The organism is Streptomyces sp. NRRL S-646, from assembly GCF_000720765.1.
GTDB lineage: Bacteria > Actinomycetota > Actinomycetes > Streptomycetales > Streptomycetaceae > Streptomyces.
Genome location: NZ_JODC01000014.1, coordinates 15,121 through 31,749 on the forward strand (window position 1 = coordinate 15,121; position 16,629 = coordinate 31,749).

At 70.9% G+C, this 16,629-nt stretch carries 18 protein-coding genes; 9 read left to right on the forward strand and 9 right to left on the reverse strand.

Annotated elements, in window-relative coordinates:
• Positions 1-98 precede the first annotated feature (98 nt).
• A complete protein-coding gene (locus IH68_RS0134155) occupies positions 99-959 on the forward strand; it encodes a thioesterase family protein (RefSeq protein ID WP_030942771.1) in 861 nt (286 codons plus the stop codon).
• Here IH68_RS0134155 and IH68_RS0134160 read toward each other — a convergent pair.
• Entirely contained in the window at positions 946-1,650 is a 705-nt protein-coding gene (locus IH68_RS0134160; RefSeq protein ID WP_267883760.1) for a TIGR03086 family metal-binding protein, read from the reverse strand. The genes IH68_RS0134155 and IH68_RS0134160 overlap by 14 nt on opposite strands.
• Positions 1,651-1,760: 110 nt before the next feature.
• On the opposite strand from IH68_RS0134160, the gene IH68_RS0134165 reads away from it, so the two are divergent.
• Together IH68_RS0134165 and IH68_RS57330 are read left to right on the forward strand one after the other, a co-directional pair.
• Positions 1,761-2,738, forward strand: a complete 978-nt coding sequence (locus IH68_RS0134165; protein ID WP_030942776.1) for a helix-turn-helix transcriptional regulator — start codon at positions 1,761-1,763, stop codon at positions 2,736-2,738.
• A 151-nt stretch (positions 2,739-2,889) separates the two neighbouring features.
• Entirely contained in the window at positions 2,890-3,231 is a 342-nt protein-coding gene (locus IH68_RS57330; protein ID WP_030942778.1) for a hypothetical protein, read from the forward strand.
• 70 nt (positions 3,232-3,301) lie between these two features.
• On the opposite strand, the gene IH68_RS0134175 is transcribed toward IH68_RS57330, so the two are convergent.
• Positions 3,302-3,928, reverse strand: a complete 627-nt coding sequence (locus IH68_RS0134175) for a TetR family transcriptional regulator (RefSeq protein ID WP_030942780.1) — start codon at positions 3,926-3,928, stop codon at positions 3,302-3,304.
• 146 nt (positions 3,929-4,074) lie between these two features.
• Here IH68_RS0134175 and IH68_RS57335 point away from each other — a divergent pair, with 146 nt between their 5' ends.
• The 3 genes from IH68_RS57335 (at position 4,075) to IH68_RS0134190 (ending at position 5,841) form a co-directional block, all read left to right on the forward strand.
• A complete protein-coding gene (locus IH68_RS57335) occupies positions 4,075-4,236 on the forward strand; it encodes a hypothetical protein (protein WP_030942782.1) in 162 nt (53 codons plus the stop codon).
• A 37-nt stretch (positions 4,237-4,273) separates the two neighbouring features.
• Positions 4,274-4,558, forward strand: coding sequence for a hypothetical protein (locus IH68_RS0134185; protein WP_030942785.1), 285 nt, complete (start codon positions 4,274-4,276; stop codon positions 4,556-4,558).
• 119 nt (positions 4,559-4,677) lie between these two features.
• Entirely contained in the window at positions 4,678-5,841 is a 1,164-nt protein-coding gene (locus IH68_RS0134190; protein WP_030942788.1) for a cysteine desulfurase family protein, read from the forward strand.
• 21 nt (positions 5,842-5,862) lie between these two features.
• On the opposite strand, the gene IH68_RS0134195 is transcribed toward IH68_RS0134190, so the two are convergent.
• Both IH68_RS0134195 and IH68_RS0134200 read right to left on the reverse strand, forming a co-directional pair.
• Positions 5,863-7,386 (reverse strand): multicopper oxidase family protein, encoded by a 1,524-nt coding sequence (locus tag IH68_RS0134195; protein WP_051833882.1) that lies wholly within the window; start codon positions 7,384-7,386, stop codon positions 5,863-5,865.
• A 185-nt stretch (positions 7,387-7,571) separates the two neighbouring features.
• Entirely contained in the window at positions 7,572-8,231 is a 660-nt protein-coding gene (locus IH68_RS0134200) for an N-acetylmuramoyl-L-alanine amidase (protein WP_030942792.1), read from the reverse strand.
• Positions 8,232-8,291: 60 nt separating this feature from the next.
• On the opposite strand from IH68_RS0134200, the gene mnmA reads away from it, so the two are divergent.
• Entirely contained in the window at positions 8,292-9,428 is a 1,137-nt protein-coding gene (gene mnmA / locus IH68_RS0134205; protein WP_030942795.1) for a tRNA 2-thiouridine(34) synthase MnmA, read from the forward strand.
• A gap of 6 nt (positions 9,429-9,434) precedes the next feature.
• Here mnmA and IH68_RS0134210 read toward each other — a convergent pair whose 3' ends face one another.
• From IH68_RS0134210 to IH68_RS0134230, 5 genes are all read right to left on the reverse strand, one after another.
• Positions 9,435-11,069 (reverse strand): glycosyltransferase family 39 protein, encoded by a 1,635-nt coding sequence (locus IH68_RS0134210; RefSeq protein ID WP_107057565.1) that lies wholly within the window; start codon positions 11,067-11,069, stop codon positions 9,435-9,437.
• A gap of 10 nt (positions 11,070-11,079) precedes the next feature.
• Positions 11,080-12,081 (reverse strand): glycoside hydrolase family 26 protein, encoded by a 1,002-nt coding sequence (locus IH68_RS0134215; RefSeq protein ID WP_030942801.1) that lies wholly within the window; start codon positions 12,079-12,081, stop codon positions 11,080-11,082.
• A complete protein-coding gene (locus IH68_RS0134220; protein WP_078912745.1) occupies positions 12,078-13,706 on the reverse strand; it encodes a glycosyltransferase family 2 protein in 1,629 nt (542 codons plus the stop codon). Before IH68_RS0134220 ends, IH68_RS0134215 begins: the two co-directional genes overlap by 4 nt.
• A gap of 140 nt (positions 13,707-13,846) precedes the next feature.
• Positions 13,847-14,620 carry an alpha/beta fold hydrolase gene (locus IH68_RS0134225; protein WP_030942808.1) on the reverse strand — a complete coding sequence of 258 codons (774 nt, stop codon included), beginning with the start codon at positions 14,618-14,620 and terminating at the stop codon, positions 13,847-13,849.
• A gap of 59 nt (positions 14,621-14,679) precedes the next feature.
• Positions 14,680-15,003 carry a DUF427 domain-containing protein gene (locus IH68_RS0134230; protein ID WP_030942811.1) on the reverse strand — a complete coding sequence of 108 codons (324 nt, stop codon included), beginning with the start codon at positions 15,001-15,003 and terminating at the stop codon, positions 14,680-14,682.
• Between the two features lie 50 nt (positions 15,004-15,053).
• Between IH68_RS0134230 and IH68_RS0134235 the strand changes: the two genes are divergently transcribed.
• Positions 15,054-15,593 carry a TIGR00730 family Rossman fold protein gene (locus tag IH68_RS0134235; protein WP_030942815.1) on the forward strand — a complete coding sequence of 180 codons (540 nt, stop codon included), beginning with the start codon at positions 15,054-15,056 and terminating at the stop codon, positions 15,591-15,593.
• A gap of 211 nt (positions 15,594-15,804) precedes the next feature.
• Positions 15,805-16,503 carry an SDR family oxidoreductase gene (locus IH68_RS0134240; RefSeq protein ID WP_030942818.1) on the forward strand — a complete coding sequence of 233 codons (699 nt, stop codon included), beginning with the start codon at positions 15,805-15,807 and terminating at the stop codon, positions 16,501-16,503.
• Positions 16,504-16,629: the final 126 nt, after the last annotated feature.

Below are 16,629 nucleotides of genomic sequence, written 5' to 3' on the forward strand. Positions count from 1 at the left end.
CGGAACCTCACCCAGGAGGACGGCGGCCAAACGAACGTGTCATGCGCCCGTAACCTGGAAAGCTACCGCTTAGTAGTTTGTCGTTGTACGGTTCAGGCATGCCAGAAGCAGCTTCCGCACAGGCCACCAGGGCCGCCATCGGCGACAGCGAGTTCGACCGGGACACCGCGCTCGTCCGGCGCGCACCCGGCGTGTACGACATCGACCTCTCCGCCGGCTGGACCATCATCAACGCCGTCAACGGCGGCTATCTGCTGGCCGTCCTGGGCCGCGCCCTCGCGGACGCCCTGCCGCACGCCGACCCGTTCACGATCTCGGCGCACTACCTGACTGCGTCGCAGCCGGGCCCGGCGGTCGTCCGCACCGACGTCGTACGGACCGGCCGCACCCTGTCGACCGGCCAGGCCTCGCTCTTCCAGTACGACGAGCAGGGCCGCGAGGTGGAACGCATCCGCGTCCTCGCCTCGTACGGCGACCTGGACGCACTCCCGGACGACGTCCGCACGACAGCCGTCCCGCCGGCGTTCCCGCCCATGGACCAGTGCTTCGGTCCCCAGGACGGCCCCGCCCCCGTCTCCGGCAGCTCGGCGATAGCCGACCGCCTGATGATCAAGATCGACCCCGCCACGCTCGGCTGGGCGGTCGGCGCACCGTCCGGCAAGGGCGAGATGCGCGCCTGGTTCGGCCTGGCGGACGGCCGGGACGCCGACCCGCTCTCCCTCCTCCTGACGGTGGACGCACTCCCGCCCACCGCCTTCGAACTCGGCCTGAAGGGCTGGGTGCCCACGGTGGAACTCACGGTCCACGTCCGCTCCCGCCCGGCCCCCGGCCCCCTGCGCGTCTCGATCACCACCCGCAACCTGGCCGGCGGCTTCCTGGAGGAGGACGCGGAGGTCTGGGACAGCAACGACCGCCTGGTGGCCCAGTCCCGCCAGCTGGCTCGCGTCAGGCTCGGCTGAGCGGGGCGCGCCGCGGGTCGAGCCGGGGCGGGCCGGGGCCGGGCGAGCGGCTTACGCCCCGGCCCATGTCCACTGCCCGCGGACGCCGGCCCCTTCGGAGGCGGCCTTCGCCCCCGCCGCCCCTTCCCGTCCCGACCCGGGGGCCAGCCCCCGGACCCCCGCTCCTCAAACGCCGGAGGGGCTGAATTTGGCTCAGCCAACTCACGTCGCGCTGCGGGTCGGGCAGGACGCGGCGGGCGGTGATGAGGGCGAACTCGGCCAGCTCCGGGTCGAGTTCGAGGGGGTGGCCCAGCGAATCGGAGAGGTCCCAGGTGTGGGTGACCAGTTCCATGACGTAGCCCGAGAGGGCCGCGCGGCCCGGGACCTCGCCCCAGGGGACGCGCACCGGGGCCTCCATGCGGTCGTCGCCCGCCCAGGCCCTGAGGACCCGGGTGCGGACCTCGTCGTACACGCCCGTCCAGTCGTCGTCGGCCACGTCGTCCGCGAACGGGCGTACGGCGAGCCCGTCGCCGCCCTCGCCGACCACCGCGATGCGCAGGGTGCCGCCGACGATGTGGCTGAGCAGGGTGCGCACGTCGAACTCGGTACAAGGGGTCGGACCGGTCAGCTGCTCGGGACGTACGCTCTTGATGAGCGCCGCCGCCTGCTCGGTGGCGCGGGAGTACACGGGGCGGGGGTCGATGGCGTTCATGGCGTTCATGGGGACCTCTCTCTGAAGGGCTCGGGTCAGAGAGTCGCCGCATAACCTGACAGTTTCCGTCAACATTTGCCGGGAGCTTCGCGTGGAGCGATTCTGATGCCGTGAAGTCCGACCGACTGCTCTCGATCCTGCTGCTCCTGCAGACCCGCGGCCGCGTCCCCGCGCACGAACTCGCCGACCGCCTCGAGGTGTCGGTGCGGACCATCTACCGGGACGTCGAGGCCCTGTCCGCCTCCGGTGTCCCGGTCTACGCCGAGCGGGGGCGGCACGGCGGCATCGAGCTGCTCGCCGGGTTCCGTACGGACGTCACAGGGCTGACCGCCGACGAGTCGCGCGCCCTGTTCATCCTCGCCGCCCAGGGTGCACACGCCGCACTCGGCCTGGACGCGGCGCTCGGCTCGGCGCTGCGCAAGGTGATGGCCGCGCTGCCGGCGCCGTACCGCCCGGCCGCGGAGGTGACCTCCCGCCGCATCCTCGTCGACGCCACGCGCTGGAAGGGCGGTCCGCAGGCCGCCGTCGACCTGGACACCCTGCAGGACGCCGTCTTCGCCGACCGTCGGCTGCGGCTGCGCTACCGGCACAGCGGGGCGCAGGAGGCACGGACGTACACCGTCGACCCTTACGGGCTCGTGTCGAAGGCGGGCGTCTGGTACCTCGTCGCCGACCGCCGTGGGAAACCGCAGCTCTTCCGCGCCGACCGGGTGCAGTCCGCCACCGTCCTGGACGACGAGGTGCAGCGGCGGCCGAGTGTCGAACTCGCCGATGCCTGGGAGGTGTTGCGCCGCCAGGTCGAGGAGCGGCCCGGCGGACTCGGCGTCACCGTCCGCGTCCGCCGCGACCGCCTCGACATGTTCCTGCGCCTGAACGCCTCGCAGCTCGCCGAACTCCCCGGCGGCGACGGCGAGGGCGAGTGGGTGACCGCGCGGCTCGTGTACCGCGTCGTCCGCGAGGCACGCCAGCTGCTGCAGTTCGCCGACCACGTGGAAGTCGTCTCGCCGCCCGAGGTGCGCGCGGAGCTGGCCGCCGCGGCTGCTTCTGTCATGGATCTGTACCAGCGAGTAGGCGAGCGCGGTTTGTGAAGTCGCAGGTCAGAGCGGTCTCCTGGGATCCTCTTTACCTGAGTCACAGGCCGGGGACAGACCGCACCCAAGGAAGCCCCAAGCGCCGTTGATTGAGTTCCCGCACTCGAGGCTCCCTCATCTCCCTTCATCTTCCTTGGAGTTGTTTCTCATGAAGCGTGTGCGTCTCGTCCCCGCAGTGGCTCTGCTGGCGCTCTCGCCTCTGGTCCTGGCGGCCTGCGGCTCGGGCGACTCGTCGTCGTCCTCGAACAGTGGCAACTCCGGGCAGCAGCAGGCCTGTCAGGCACCGACCGGCAACGTCTCCGGGCGCCCGAGCGGTGCCCCCTCCGGCGCCCCCTCGGGCATGCCGAGCGGCGCCCCCAGCGCCGGCGGAGGCCAGGGCGGCCCCGGCGGAGGCGGCAAGGGCGGCGGCTGCGGCGGCGGTCAGGGCGGCCCCGGCGGTGGCGGTGCCGCACCCAGCGGCGCCCCCACCGCGCAGGCCACCAAGAACTGACCTCGGACGCCGTACGGCAAGGGGCGGCACCCCCGGTGAACGGGGGTGCCGCCCCTTCTCGCTGCCCGGCTCAGTCCAGCCAGTGGTGCCGCCCGATGCTGATCAGCCGCATCTGGCGGCTCGCGACCTGCGCCACGCGCTCCCGGTCCTCCTTGGCGCCCTCCAGGGCCTCCAGGAACAGCGAGGCGGTGATCAGCATCTGGTCCACGTACAGATGGGCCAGCATGAGAAGGTCGTCGTCGCTCCAGCCCTCGGACTCCGGGTCCTTGGCGAGCTCGCCCTTCACCTCCTCGGCGAACCGGGCCAGTTGGTCCCGGATGGCCTCGCGCACCGGCTGGACCCCGCCGTGTCGCTCGCGGGCGATGAAGCGGACATGGGCGGGGTACCCGTCCACATGGCCGGCGATCAACTCGATGGCGCGCGCTATGCGTTCCTCGCTGGAGTCGGCCGCGGACACCGTCGTCCGGATCATCGGGTGCAGGCTGCCCAGTGCCTCCTCGACCAGGGCCACGCCGAGATCCGCAGTGGAGCGGAAGTGGCGGTAGAAGGCGGTCGGGGCGACGCCCACGGCGCGCGTGACCTCGCGCAGGCCCAGACTGCTCAGGCTCTGCTCCTCCAGCAGACCGAGCGCCGCGTCCAGGAGCGCCTGCCGGGTCTTCTGCTTCTGGGCCTGCCGGATGCCGAGAGTGTGACTCATGTCATCCAGTTAACAACTGTTCTCTGGATTTGGAAAGCCGTCGGGCGCGCTAGACTCTGTAGTCAGTGAACAAGTGTTACTACAACCGTTCACCGAAACTTAACCAGAGGCGCCCTCCCGGGGCGCACGGAGGGGGATCGAATCCCATGCTGTTCCTCGTCGCCGCACTCATGCTGCTCGGCGTCGTCCTGGGCACCGTGGCCCACGCGCCGCTGACCGTCACCGCTCTCGTGGCCGCCGGCATCGCCGTCTGGCTCGGCATCTTCGCCGCCCGCGAGCGCCACAGCCGCCGCACCTCGGCCAACTGACCACCCGACCGACGTCCGTCCACTGGAGCTGAGCACGATGCAACTCACCGCCCCGGCCACGAGCCGCACCGACACCACCACCCGCAAGCCCGCCCGCGACGCCGACGGCATGGCCGTCGCCTCCTTCATCCTCGGCCTTCTCGGCCTCCTCGTGCTGAATGTCTTCCTCGGTCCCGTCGCCATCGTCCTGGCCGCCGTCGCCCTCTGGCGCGGCACCACCCGCCGCGGCCGTGCCTACCTGGGTATGGCCCTGGGCGTGGCCGACCTGGCGGTCCTGGTGATCGCCATGCAGATGTCCAACACGATTTCGTGGAGCCTGTGACCCCGAGGCGCACACCATGACGAACGGCCGACCTCCCCGAGGACGACGGGGCCCGGTCGCCGAACCGCCCGGCCTGGACGTACGGCCGACGACGGGGGCCCCGTAGAATCGGCCCCACCATGGCTTACCTCGACCACGCCGCGACCACCCCGATGCTCCCCGAGGCAGTCGAGGCGATGACCGCCCAGCTGAGCGTCACGGGCAACGCCTCCTCCCTCCACGCCTCCGGCCGGCAGGCCCGCCGTACCGTCGAGGAGGCCCGAGAGGCCCTCGCGGAAGCGCTCGGCGCCCGCCCCAGCGAGGTCGTTCTCACCTCCGGCGGCACCGAGGCCGACAACCTCGCCGTGAAGGGCCTGTACTGGTCCCGCCGCGACGCCGACCCGAACCGCACCCGCGTCCTCGCCAGCCCCGTCGAGCACCACGCCGTCCTCGACGCCGTGCACTGGCTCGGCGAACACGAGGGCGCCACCGTCGAGTACCTCCCGGTCGACCCGTACGGACGGGTCCACCCCGAGGCGCTGCGCGAGGCCATTGCCCGCAACCCCGACGACGTGGCCCTGGCCACCGTGATGTGGGCGAACAATGAGATCGGCACGGTCATGCCGGTCCGTGAACTCGCCGACGTGGCAGGGGAGTTCGGTATCCCGCTGCACGCCGACGCGGTCCAGGCCTTCGGCCAGGTCCCGGTCGAGTTCGCCGCCTCCGGTCTCGCCGCGATGACGGTCTCCGGGCACAAGATCGGCGGCCCGTACGGCATCGGTGCCCTGGTGCTGGGCCGCGAGTACACCCCCGTACCGGTCCTGCACGGCGGCGGCCAGGAGCGCCACGTCCGCTCCGGCACCCTCGACGTCCCCGCCGTCGCCTCCTTCGCGGTGGCCGGACGCCTCGCCGCCGAGCAGCGCGAGTGGTTCGAGCGGGAGATCGGCGCCCTGCGCGACAGCCTGGTCGAGGCCGTCCGGACGGCGGTTCCGGAGGCGATCCTCGGCGGCGACCCGGTGGACCGCCTCCCTGCCAACGCCCACTTCACCTTCCCCGGCTGCGAGGGCGACTCCCTGTTGCTGCTCCTCGACGCCCAGGGCATCGAGTGCTCCACCGGTTCCGCCTGCACCGCGGGCGTCGCCCAGCCCAGCCACGTCCTGCTGGCCACCGGCACCGACCCCGACCTGGCCCGCGGCACCCTCCGCTTCTCCCTCGGCCACACCTCCACGGAGGCCGACGTCGAGGCCCTCGCGAAGGCGATCGGCCCCGCGGTCGAGCGTGCGCGCGCCGCGGGGCTGACCTGACGGTGACCGCCTGACCCGTAACTAGCTGTCCGTCACCATGAGGGACGCCATCATCCCCTCGTCCTCGTGCTGCAGCAGATGGCAGTGGAGCATGTACATGTAGGTGTCGTCGGAGAAGTCCGTGAACTCCATGGCGATCTTGATGGTTCCGCCGCCGACCACCTCGTACGTGTCGAACCAGCCGAGGTCGACCCCGGTCGGATCCTCACCGTTGACGGAGATCAACTGGTACGGCACGTCGTGCAGATGGAACGAGTGCTCCAGCTGGGTGTTGTTCTTGATCGTCCAGATCTCCTTGGAGCCCAGCGTGGTGCTGATCATGGCCATGGACGACATGCTCGTGCCGACCGAACCGTCGATCGTCATCGATGTGCCGCTCTGGCCGAGCGTGATGGTCCGGGCGGTGAAGTCGCTGGTGTCGTACCGGTCGATCGTGTTGAGCGAGCTCGGCAGGTCGTCCGGCGTGTCGGTGCCGGACGCCGTGATCGCGAGGACGTCGTAGGTGCCGCTGCCGCCGCGCACCCAGCCGGTGGTGACGACGGCCTGGAGCGTGACGGCGTCCGACAGGTCCAGCACGAACTCCGCGCGGGCCCCGGCCACCAGCCGGATGCTGGTCACTTCGGTGGCCGCAGTGAGATAGCCCTGGTCGGTGGCGATCTGGTCGAGGTTGCCGCCGTCGCTGCGCTGGATGGTGATGATGTCGGACGGCGAGGCGTTGAGGACGCGGAACCGGGTGCGGGTCTTGGCCGCCGTGAAGGTGAGCGTGGTGTCGTCGACGTTGGTGCCGTTGAGCAGGAGCGGGAAGCTCAGGCCGCTGCTCAGGTAGCCGGTCAGGTCGTACTTGAGGGCGCCCGCGCTGTCGGCGGCCAGGCTCTGGAAGATCAGCGGGATGTCGTCGGTGCCGTAGGTGCTGGGGAGGTCCGAGGACGCGGTCGAGTCGTCCTCGACGATGATCATGCCGGCCAGGCCGTGCACGGCCTGCTTGGCCGTGGTGCCCAGGGCGTGCGGGTGGTACCAGAGCGTCTTGGCGTCGTCCTTGACCGTGAACGTCGGGGACCAGGTCTCCCCGTCGGCGAAGGCGACCTGGGGGCCGCCGTCCATCTTGGCCGGGACGTGGGCGCCGTGGAAGTGGACGGTGGTGTCCTCGCCCAGGCTGTTGGTGATGTTGAGCAGGACCGTGTCGCCGCTGGTCCACTTCAGGGTGGGACCGAGGAAGGACTGGTTGTAGCCCATCGTGTCGCTGGTGACCCCGGAGAGCACCTCGGCGGTACCGGTCTTCGCCTCCAGCGTGAACGTGGTGGTGCCGTCGGAGGTGGTGCCCTCCAGCAGGTCCGGGACGGTCAGGGTGGCGGTGGTGGTCGCGGCGCTCGCCCTGCTCCTGCCCGCCTCGGTCAGCAGGGTGAAGGCGGCCCCGGCCCCGGCGACGGCCCCGAGGCCGACTCCGGCCATGCCGCCGAGGAACCTGCGCCGGTGCATGCCTTTGCCCTTGCGGGTGTCCTCGCCGTGTCCGCCCGTGCCCGAGCCGGGCTCTGTGGTGTGAGTCATGGGCGGGATCGTTGAACCAAGGACTGTGTGAGGACTGGGCCGAAGTTGGGAAGAGGCCGCGCCGGCTGTGAAGGCGCCCTGAGCGTCCGCCTCACCCAACTGCCCTGAAAAAAGGCCAAGTTGAAGAAGGCCAGATCGCGCACGGCGTGGGGGACGCAACGGACACGTCGTCCCGGCGGAAGGCTTTACGACTTCGTTGTCTTCGCCGACCGCACCAGTCGCATGTACCGGTCCCAGTCCCAGTACCGCCCCGGGTCGGTGTGATCCGTCCCCGGCACCTCCACGTGCCCGATGATGTGCTCCCGGTCGACGGGTATGCCGTACCGCTTGCAGATCCCCGCCGTCAGCCGCGCCGAGGAGGCGTACATCGCGTCCGTGAAGGAGGATCTGCGCTCCACGAAGCCCTCGTGCTCGATGCCGACACTGCGTTCGTTGTACTCGCGGTTGCCCGCCTGGAACGCCACGTCCAGCTCGCGGATCATCTGTGTGATGTGCCCGTCCTGGCGGACGATGTAGTGGGCCGCGGCCTTGTGGTCCGGATCCTGGAAGGCCTTGACCGCGCTCGCGAAGCCGCCCTGGGTGACATGGATGATCACCCGGTCTATCGAGTAGTCGTCCGGCCGGTCGGCCCGCCGGTAGTTCGCCGACGAGGCCGCGAGCCACTGCGCACCCCGGAAGTCGACCGCACCCGGGGTGCGTGGCTTCTCCACCCCCGGCAGCCGCCACCACAGGTGCGACAGCTCCTCACGCGCCAGCACGGCCGTGCCTACGGCGGCCGCCGCCCCGCCCACCAGCAGCGCGCGGCGCCCGATCCGCCGGTCCGAGTCACTCCTGCTCGCCCCCATGTGATCACCAACGGATACTCGTGGGCTCCGGTTCCCGCGTCCCCGTACTCTTGAAGGGCTATGACTGACACCTCGCAGCGCCCCCGCCCTCTTCGCGTACTCGCCGCCATGTCCGGCGGAGTCGACTCCGCCGTCGCCGCCGCCCGCGCCGCCGAAGCCGGCCACGACGTGACCGGCGTCCACCTCGCACTCTCCGCGAACCCGCAATCCTTCCGCACGGGCGCGCGCGGCTGTTGCACCATCGAGGACTCGCGCGACGCCCGCCGCGCCGCGGACGTCATCGGCATCCCGTTCTACGTCTGGGACCTCGCCGACCGCTTCCGCGAGGACGTGGTCGAGGACTTCGTCGCCGAGTACGAGGCCGGACGCACCCCGAACCCGTGCCTGCGCTGCAACGAGAAGATCAAGTTCGCGGCCCTGCTGGACAAGGCCCTCGCGCTCGGCTTCGACGCCGTCTGCACCGGCCACTACGCCCAGGTGATCGTGAACGAGGACGGCACCCGCGAGCTGCACCGCGCCTCCGACATGGCCAAGGACCAGTCGTACGTCCTCGGCGTCCTGGACGAGAAGCAGCTGGCGCACGCCCTCTTCCCGCTCGGCGACACGGTGACGACCAAGGACGAGATCCGTGCCGAGGCCGAGCGCCGCGGTCTCGCGGTTGCCAAGAAGCCCGACTCGCACGACATCTGCTTCATCGCCGACGGCGACACCCAGGGGTTCCTGGCGAACCGGCTCGGCAAGGCCGAGGGCGACATCGTCGACGAGTCCGGCGCCAAGCTGGGCACCCACGAGGGCGCGTACGGCTTCACCATCGGCCAGCGCAAGGGCCTGCGCATCGGCACCCCGGCACCCGACGGCAAGCCGCGCTACGTCCTCGACATCTCGCCGGTGAACAACACGGTGACGGTCGGCCCGGCCGACGCCCTGGACGTGACCGCCCTGACCGCGATCAAGCCCCGCTGGTGCGGCACCGCCCCCTCCGGCCCCGGCACCTACACCGCCCAGCTCCGCGCCCACGGCGGCGAGACCGAGGTCACCGCCGAACTGGTCGACGCCACCCTGGAGGTCTCCTTCGCGGAGCCGGTCCGCGGTGTCGCCCCCGGCCAGGCGATCGTGCTGTACGACGGCACGCGCGTGGTGGGCTCGGCGACGATCGCGACGACCACGCGCGCGAGGACGACGACTTCGGTCGCCTGACCGGCTCTAGGAAGGCGCCCAGAGCTCGAACCGGCTGCTGCCCCAGCCCGCGGCGTACGGCACCGTGCCGATGAGGCGGTAGCCGGTCGAGTGAACCAGGGCGGCACGGACCGTCGTGCTCTCGCCCGTCGGGTTGCCCCGGTCCAGCACGATCAGCGTGAAGTGCCGGTCGGCCACGGCCGCCTTGAAGCCGGCCGCGCCCGTGAGGTGCCGTCCGGAACGGGCCGTGTAGTCGATCGTGTAGGTCGAGTTCCACTGCTGGTACGAGGTGTCCTTGCCCAGCTCGTAGACCGGCACCTCGTAGGTGTCGGCGAGGTAGCGCCCGTGCGCGTTGACGTACGGGCGCACCGCGGCCACCAGGCCCCTGGAGTCGGGCCAGGCGTGGAAGTTGTCATAGGCCTGCGACATGCCGCTGGAGAGCAGCACCACGCCCAGGAAGATCGCCCACTGCGGGTACTTGAAGTGCGCGCCCATCAGCCGGGTGACGCCGACCCCGGCGAGCGGTGCCGCGAAGAACAGGCCGTAGCCGATGTGCTTGTGCAGCGAGACCTCGGTGTGCAGGTGCAGCTGGTAGGCGGGCGCGAGCAGGGCGGTGCCGACCAGCAGCAGGCCGAGAGCGGACCGCCAGCGGGCCCCCGGCAGGTTCCCGCGCCAGCCCGGCATCTCGCTCATCCGGCCGGTGCGGACGTACGAGAACGCCCCCACAAGGGCCACGGCGACCGCCAGGCCGCCCCAGCGGGCGCAGTCGCGCAGGATCTGCCCGGAGGGCGTCGTACCGGCCGCGCGGGCCGTCGTGGTGGACTGGATCGCCGCGAGGTAGCCGGAGGCGTACAGCCCCGCGCCCAGCAGCGCTGCGGTGACCACGCAGAGCAGCACGCCACGCACCAATGCCCGCGGCAGACCGCGCCGTTGGTAGGCGGTCAGGACGCACAGCAGCACCACGGTGGGCAGATACAGCGCCGAGGCGTACTTGACCGCCACGGCGAGCGCGGCGACCGGCGCGGCGAGCAGGGTCAGCAGGGGGTGCGCGTCCGAGGTGCGTACGACGACCCAGGCGGCCAGCGCCAGCAGGAACAGGGCGAGGGCGTCGTAGGTGGCGAAGTTGCCCATGAACGCCGTGGACTGGGCGATCGCGAAGACACCGGCCGCGCACAGGCCCGCCCGCTCGTTGAACAGGCGGCGGGTCAGCGCGTACAGCAGGGACGTGCAGCCCAGCATGCAGGCGAGGCTCAGCGCGCGGGCCCCGGCCAGCCCGAACACGGAGTCGACGGCGGCCGCCAGGACCGGGTAGAGGACGGGCGCGCCGGAGAAGTAGCTCTCGAAGCCGCCGTAGAGCCTCGTGCCGTGCAGCAGATGGCCGAGCTCGGCGTGGCCGGCGAACAGGTAGAGCGCCTCGTCCTCGAAGGCCGTGTTCTGCAGGCGCAGCGACAGCGCGGTCTGCATGACCAGCAGGGCCAGCAGGACCAGTCGACTCACCCAGACGCGGCGCGAGCTGGCCTGGGCCGACCAGCCGGAGTCGGGGACGGGGCGCAGCGTGTAGCCGCCCGGCCGCAGCACGCGCAGCTGCATCGTCTCGGCGACCCGGCGGCGGGCCTTCGGGCGCGCCACGGGCAGCTGCATGGTCGAGTCGTTCTGCTCCATCTGCGGCCCCCTACGGATTGCGGACGTCGAAGCCGAAGGAGCCGTCCGCGGCGGCCTTCCGGAACGCGGCGAGCGACAAGGGGCCGCTGTTGATGCGCCAGTCGGCCTCCTTCTTGAGGTTGAACCAGACCAGGCCCAGCACGTCGGCACGCGCGCGTACACCCGCGAACAGGTCGGCGATCTGGGTCGGCTTGCTCTCCCCGGCCTGGACACCTGTCTCCGCGATCAGGAACGGCTTGTCGCTGAAGCGGCGGATCTCGGTCATGGTCGGGCCGAAGAGGGTCTTGAAGGTGGTCGGGCCGCTCAGCGCGTAGTAGCCGACGACGCCCACCCAGTCGACGTACGCGTCACCGGGGTAGTAGGGCTCGAGCCGGACGTCCGGGACCGGGTTGACGACGTTCGGGCTCCACACCCAGATGACATCGGCCGCGCCCTCGTCCGTGAACAGGTCGTGGATGTGCCGCCACGCGCGCGCGAAGTCGGCCGCCCTGGTCCTCTTGCTGCCCCAGGGGTACCAGCCGCCGTTCATCTCGTGCCCGAAGCTCAGCGCGAGCGGCCGGTTGTAGTCGCGCACGGCGTCCGCGAACTCCCGGATGTACGCGTCGTCCTGTCCGCCGGCGATCTGCGCGGCCGTACGGGAGAAGGGCTCCCAGACCAGGAAGGGAAGTTGGCCGTCGTCCCACACGGCACGGTCGACGTCCGCCTGGAACGGGTCGCCCCACTTCGCGTAGTACTCACGCAGGTTGGGCTGCTTCCCCGCCTTCCCGGCGAAGGCGGTCACGGGCGCGGAGGCGCGGGGCGAGCCGTTGAAGGCGACACCGAGGTACTTGCGGTCCGGCTTCAGCAACGGGCGTATGTCGTACGGCGGTCCGCTGTTCTGCGTCTGCTGCTGCGCCTTGGCCGCCGCGGCCGCGGAGACCTGCGGGGCGGGCGGCGCGCAGGCGGAGACGGCGGCCAGCAGACAGCCGACGAGGGCGAGCAGCAGGAGGCGGGGCCTGGTCGTCCGGCTCATACGGCGGCCTCCTCGGCGCGCGGCTGGATGAGGGCGCGGGCGACCGCGACGCCGTAGAAGAGACCCGAGGCGAGCATCAGGGCGTAGTCGGACGGGCTGAGCGAGGTGCTCATCCGCCAGACCGCGACCGCGATCCAGGCCACGGCGGTCGTCCCGCTCCAGGCCCACATGCCGATCCACAGGCGGCGCGTCTTGCTGCCCTTGGCGCCGCCCGCTCCGGTCGGCGTCCAGCCCATCGGGCGGCGGCGCACGGTGTCCCAGACGGCGAAGGCGTGCGCCCAGCCGTACAGGATGCGGGTGGCCCAGGCCTCCAGGCGGTAGGGGTTGCGGTGCCAGATCGGGTAGATCACGGTCAGGTAGACGACGCTCGGCAGGACCAGGCCGATGTTCGCCAGCTTCAGCTGCTCGGGGGCCGCCAGCATGATCGTCAGGGCGATGAGCGGGCCGCTGAAGGTCAGCAGTCCGGTCTCGATGTAGTAGACGAATCCGGACAGATAGCACAGCCGGCTGACGAAGCGCATCTTCGTGCGCCAGAAGTCCCTGCTGCCGAGCATCGCGAGCGAGGCCATGCACCAGCGGTACTGCTGGCTGTAGAAGGCGCCCACCGTGTCCGGGCACACCCCGGTGGACAGCGCGACCGGGACATACGTCAGATCCCAGCCGCGGGCGCGCAGTTCGAAGCCCGTGTACATGTCCTCGGAGTGCTCGACCAGGCTGGTGCCGCCGATCTCGGCCAGGGCGCTGCGCCGGTAGACCGCACAGCTGCCGACACAGATCGAGCCGTCGCTCTTCTGCCGGGACACCTGGACGCTGCGGTAGAACAGCTCCTGTACGGCCGCGGCTCCGCGCTCGATCCAGTTCTGCTGGTCCAGGACCCGGAAGAACTGCGGCGACTGCACGATGCCGGTGCGCGGCTCGCGGTCCATGTACGGCAGCAGCTCCTGCAGCAGATCCGCACGGGGAGCGAAGTCCGCGTCCAGGATGAGGATGAACTCGCCCGAGGAGCGCTCGAAGCCGTGCCGCAGATTGCCCGCCTTCTTCATCCATCCCCGGTTGGGCCGCACCAGGTACCGGAAGCCGAAGTCGTCGGCCATCGCGCCGATCTCCGCGTCGTCGGAGTCGTCCAGCACGATCGGGGTGACCGTCCCCGGGTAGCGCTCGGCCAGCGTGCGCACATGCAGCCAGGTGTTGTGCAGCACCTCGATGGGCTCCCCGCACACCGGCAGGAACACGTCGACGTCCGGATACCGCTCCGGCTGCCAGGCCTTGACCAGACGGCGGTGCCCGCGCAGGTCGAAGCTCGGGGTGAAGGCGTCCAGCCGGAACGAGATCAGAAAGCTCACCACGGACAGCAGCAGGAGCGGGATGTACGCCCAGATCCACGCGCTGGTCGCCGCCGCCTCCACCTGACTGATCACCAGGCACACGAACCCGACGAGAGAGGAGTACGTCAGCACCCAGGTGTGGCGCCTGACGTACGAGATCTTCTCCCGGTCGTCGGGAGGGGAGGGCAGCAGCCCCGTCCGTTCATGGCCGGAAAGAGCCTTGCGCGGTTCGGCCCGGCGGCGGCGCTGCGACGGAACCGCCGGGATGCCGCCGTCGGGCAGGGTGTGCGCGGTGTTCATGGGTCGTGCTCCACAAGCGAGCCGGAATGCCGGGGGACAAGGAGGCTCGCCGGAAGCGCGAGTTCGTTGTGAAGCTTATGTGACTATTCCGCCCCGGTGGGTCTCGGGTTCTTCAAGTCCTGACGTGGGAGCGCGCTCATCTAGAAGAACTCCGCCAGCGCCGGCGCGAGGACGTTCGGATCCACCATGTGGGTCTGTCCCTCCAGGATTCGATACGTCCCCTGGGGTGCCGTTTCGGCCACCACCCGGGCGGCCTCGCGCATCCAGGCGGGGCTCGCGCTGCCCGCAAGGGACAGAACGGGCACATCGATCCCGGCCAGCCGGTCCCGCGGCACCAGACCGTCCCCCATCACGGCGTTGTCGTACGCCAGGCTCGGCGCGATCGCCTCCATGCCGGACCACATGGGGGAATTGCGGGCGCCCTGGATCATCTCCTCGGCCAGCCCGGTCAGCCTGAGGAACAGCTCGACCGCGTCCCCGCGCCGGCCCTGCCCGAGCGCCTCGTCGAGCTGCTCGGTGTACTCCGCGCGCTCCTTCGCGCCGCCCTCGTACACCGCGAACGGCACCTCGTACACGGCGACCCGACGGACCGGCAGCCCGCTCGCGGCCGCCTCCAGGACCAGCGCGCCGCCCGACGAGATGCCGTACAGCGAGGCCTCGCCGCCCACCGCGTCGATGAGCGCGGCGAGATCCTCGACCTCGCGGGCCACTGAGTACGGCAGGGTGTCCCCGCTCTCGCCGCGGCCCCGGCGGTCGTAGGAGACGACGCTGAAACGGCCGGCGAGCGGCCCGGCGAGGGGTGCGACGGTGGCGCCCGTCGACATCGCTCCGCTGACGAGGATGACCGCGGGCCCCTGCCCGGTGCGTTGATACGCGAGGGAGGTGCCGTCGTGCGAAATGGTCTTCTTGTCCATGCCTGTGGAGACTGCCCCAAGGCAGGGAAATAATCGCCCTTACGCGCTGAAGACCTCGCTCACGACACCTCGACTTCGTAGAAGCAGAGGTGGTCCTTGATCTCGGCGACCGCGGGCTTGGGCTCGGGGTAGGACCACACCAGGTCCGCCGCGTCCGGCAGCGACCAGTAGCTCGCGGTGCCCTTGAAGGGGCAGTAGGTGTGGGTGTCGGACGGGGTCAGCAGATCGAGCCGTACGTCCTCGGCGGGGAGGTAGTACCGCGGCGGACAGCCCGTCTCCCGCAGTACGAGGGGCCGTTCGCTCTCCGCCAGGACCTGCTCGCCGTGCACCACGCGCACGTGCCGGTTGCCTTGCTCGATGGTGATCGTGTGTCCTTCGGCCATACCGGAAAAGCATTCGCCGAGGCCCTTTTCTTCCCGCGTACGGTGAGGGCATGCGAATCTGCGTCTTCCTCTCCGCCGCCGACCTCGACGACCGCTACACGCGCCCCGCGCGCGAGTTCGCGAAACTGCTGGGCAAGGGCGGGCACACGCTCGTCTGGGGCGGTTCGGACGTCGGCCTGATGAAGGTGGTCGCCGACGGCGTGCAGGAGGCCGGAGGACGGCTGTGCGGGGTCTCCGTGGGCTTCCTGGCGGCCAAGGCGCGGCAGGGCGCGGACGAGATGGTGGTCGCCCGTGACCTCGCCGAGCGGAAGAAGCTGCTCCTGGAGAAGGCCGACGCGGTGGTGATCATGGTCGGCGGGACGGGAACCCTGGACGAAGCCACCGAGATCCTGGAACTGAAGAAGCACGGCCACACCGACAAGCCGGTCGTCCTGCTCAACACCGCGGGCTTCTACGACGGCCTCAAGGAGCAGTTCCGGCGCATGGAGGACGAGGGGTTCCTGCCCCGGCCCCTCACCGACCTGGTGTTCTTCGCGGAGGAGCCGGTGGGTGCGCTGGCCTTCCTGGAGGAGAGCCAGGGCGTCGAGTGAGGCGGTCATGATGCGGGCGGGGGAGCTGGGCGAGTGTCGTGCGGCTGGCGGCTGGCGGCTGGCGGCTGGCGGCTGGCGGCGGGTGCGGGCGGGGCCTCGTGCGGATGTTCGCGGGTGCGAGCGGGGAAACGGGGCGGGCGTCGAGTGAGGCGGTCATGATGCGGGCGGCGGAACAGGGCGGGGCGTTGCGCGGACGCCGGCAGGTGCGAGCATGGCGGGCATGGCTACCCATGTGATCACCGGAGCGGGCTCCGGCATCGGCGCGGCCGTCGCCCGCCGCCTCCACGCGCGCGGGGACGAACTCGTCCTGCACGCGCGCGACGCGGGCCGCGCGAAGGAACTCGCGGCGGAGTTTCCCGGTGCGAGGACGCTGGTCGGCGACCTGGCCGACCCGGACAAGCTGTCCTGGGCCTTCTCGCACCAGACGCTGCCGGACCGCGTCGACTCCCTGCTCCACATCGCCGGCGTCGTCGACCTGGGCCCGGTGGGCGAGCTCACCCCGAAGTCCTGGCGCCACCAGCTCAACGTCAACCTGATCGCCCCGGCCGAGCTGACCCGCCACTTCCTGCCCCAACTCCGCGCCGCACGCGGCCAGGTGATCTTCGTCAACTCCGGAGCGGGCCTGAACGCCCACGCCGACTGGTCCGCCTACGCGGCCTCGAAGCACGGCCTGAAGGCCCTGGCGGACTCGCTGCGGCACGAGGAGCACGGCAACGGCGTCCGCGTCACCTCGGTCTACCCAGGCCGCACGGCCAGCCCCATGCAGGCCAAGGTCCACCAGCAGGAGGGCAAGGAGTACGACGCGTCGAAGTGGATCGATCCGGAGTCGGTCGCGACGACGATCCTGACGGCGGTCGACCTGCCGCGGGACGCGGAGATCAATGACCTGACGGTGCGCCCGGGCAGGTGACGGAACTCTTTCGCCCCCGCCGCCCCTTCCCATTCCCGTCCCTGGGGGCTGCGCCCCCAGACCCCCGCTTTCGGCCTGAACGGCCTCGTCCTCAAACGCCGGACGGGCTGAGAATCAGCCCCTCCG

Excerpts from the sequence above, each read along its gene's own strand:
- IH68_RS0134185 (WP_030942785.1), top strand. The coding sequence starts at position 4,274 with ATGCAACTCACCGCCCCGGCCACGAGCCGCACCGACACCACCACCCGC.
- IH68_RS0134215 (WP_030942801.1), bottom strand. The coding sequence starts at position 12,081 with ATGAGCCGGACGACCAGGCCCCGCCTCCTGCTGCTCGCCCTCGTCGGC.
- IH68_RS0134220 (WP_078912745.1), bottom strand. The coding sequence starts at position 13,706 with ATGAACACCGCGCACACCCTGCCCGACGGCGGCATCCCGGCGGTTCCG.
- IH68_RS0134160 (WP_267883760.1), bottom strand. The coding sequence starts at position 1,650 with ATGAACGCCATCGACCCCCGCCCCGTGTACTCCCGCGCCACCGAGCAG.
- IH68_RS0134240 (WP_030942818.1), top strand. The coding sequence starts at position 15,805 with ATGGCGGGCATGGCTACCCATGTGATCACCGGAGCGGGCTCCGGCATC.
- mnmA (WP_030942795.1), top strand. The coding sequence starts at position 8,292 with ATGACTGACACCTCGCAGCGCCCCCGCCCTCTTCGCGTACTCGCCGCC.
- IH68_RS0134195 (WP_051833882.1), bottom strand. The coding sequence starts at position 7,386 with ATGACTCACACCACAGAGCCCGGCTCGGGCACGGGCGGACACGGCGAG.
- IH68_RS0134155 (WP_030942771.1), top strand. The coding sequence starts at position 99 with ATGCCAGAAGCAGCTTCCGCACAGGCCACCAGGGCCGCCATCGGCGAC.
- IH68_RS0134200 (WP_030942792.1), bottom strand. The coding sequence starts at position 8,231 with ATGGGGGCGAGCAGGAGTGACTCGGACCGGCGGATCGGGCGCCGCGCG.
- IH68_RS0134225 (WP_030942808.1), bottom strand. The coding sequence starts at position 14,620 with ATGGACAAGAAGACCATTTCGCACGACGGCACCTCCCTCGCGTATCAA.
- IH68_RS57335 (WP_030942782.1), top strand. The coding sequence starts at position 4,075 with ATGCTGTTCCTCGTCGCCGCACTCATGCTGCTCGGCGTCGTCCTGGGC.
- IH68_RS0134210 (WP_107057565.1), bottom strand. The coding sequence starts at position 11,069 with ATGGAGCAGAACGACTCGACCATGCAGCTGCCCGTGGCGCGCCCGAAG.
- IH68_RS0134190 (WP_030942788.1), top strand. The coding sequence starts at position 4,678 with ATGGCTTACCTCGACCACGCCGCGACCACCCCGATGCTCCCCGAGGCA.
- IH68_RS0134235 (WP_030942815.1), top strand. The coding sequence starts at position 15,054 with ATGCGAATCTGCGTCTTCCTCTCCGCCGCCGACCTCGACGACCGCTAC.
- IH68_RS0134230 (WP_030942811.1), bottom strand. The coding sequence starts at position 15,003 with ATGGCCGAAGGACACACGATCACCATCGAGCAAGGCAACCGGCACGTG.
- IH68_RS57330 (WP_030942778.1), top strand. The coding sequence starts at position 2,890 with ATGAAGCGTGTGCGTCTCGTCCCCGCAGTGGCTCTGCTGGCGCTCTCG.
- IH68_RS0134175 (WP_030942780.1), bottom strand. The coding sequence starts at position 3,928 with ATGAGTCACACTCTCGGCATCCGGCAGGCCCAGAAGCAGAAGACCCGG.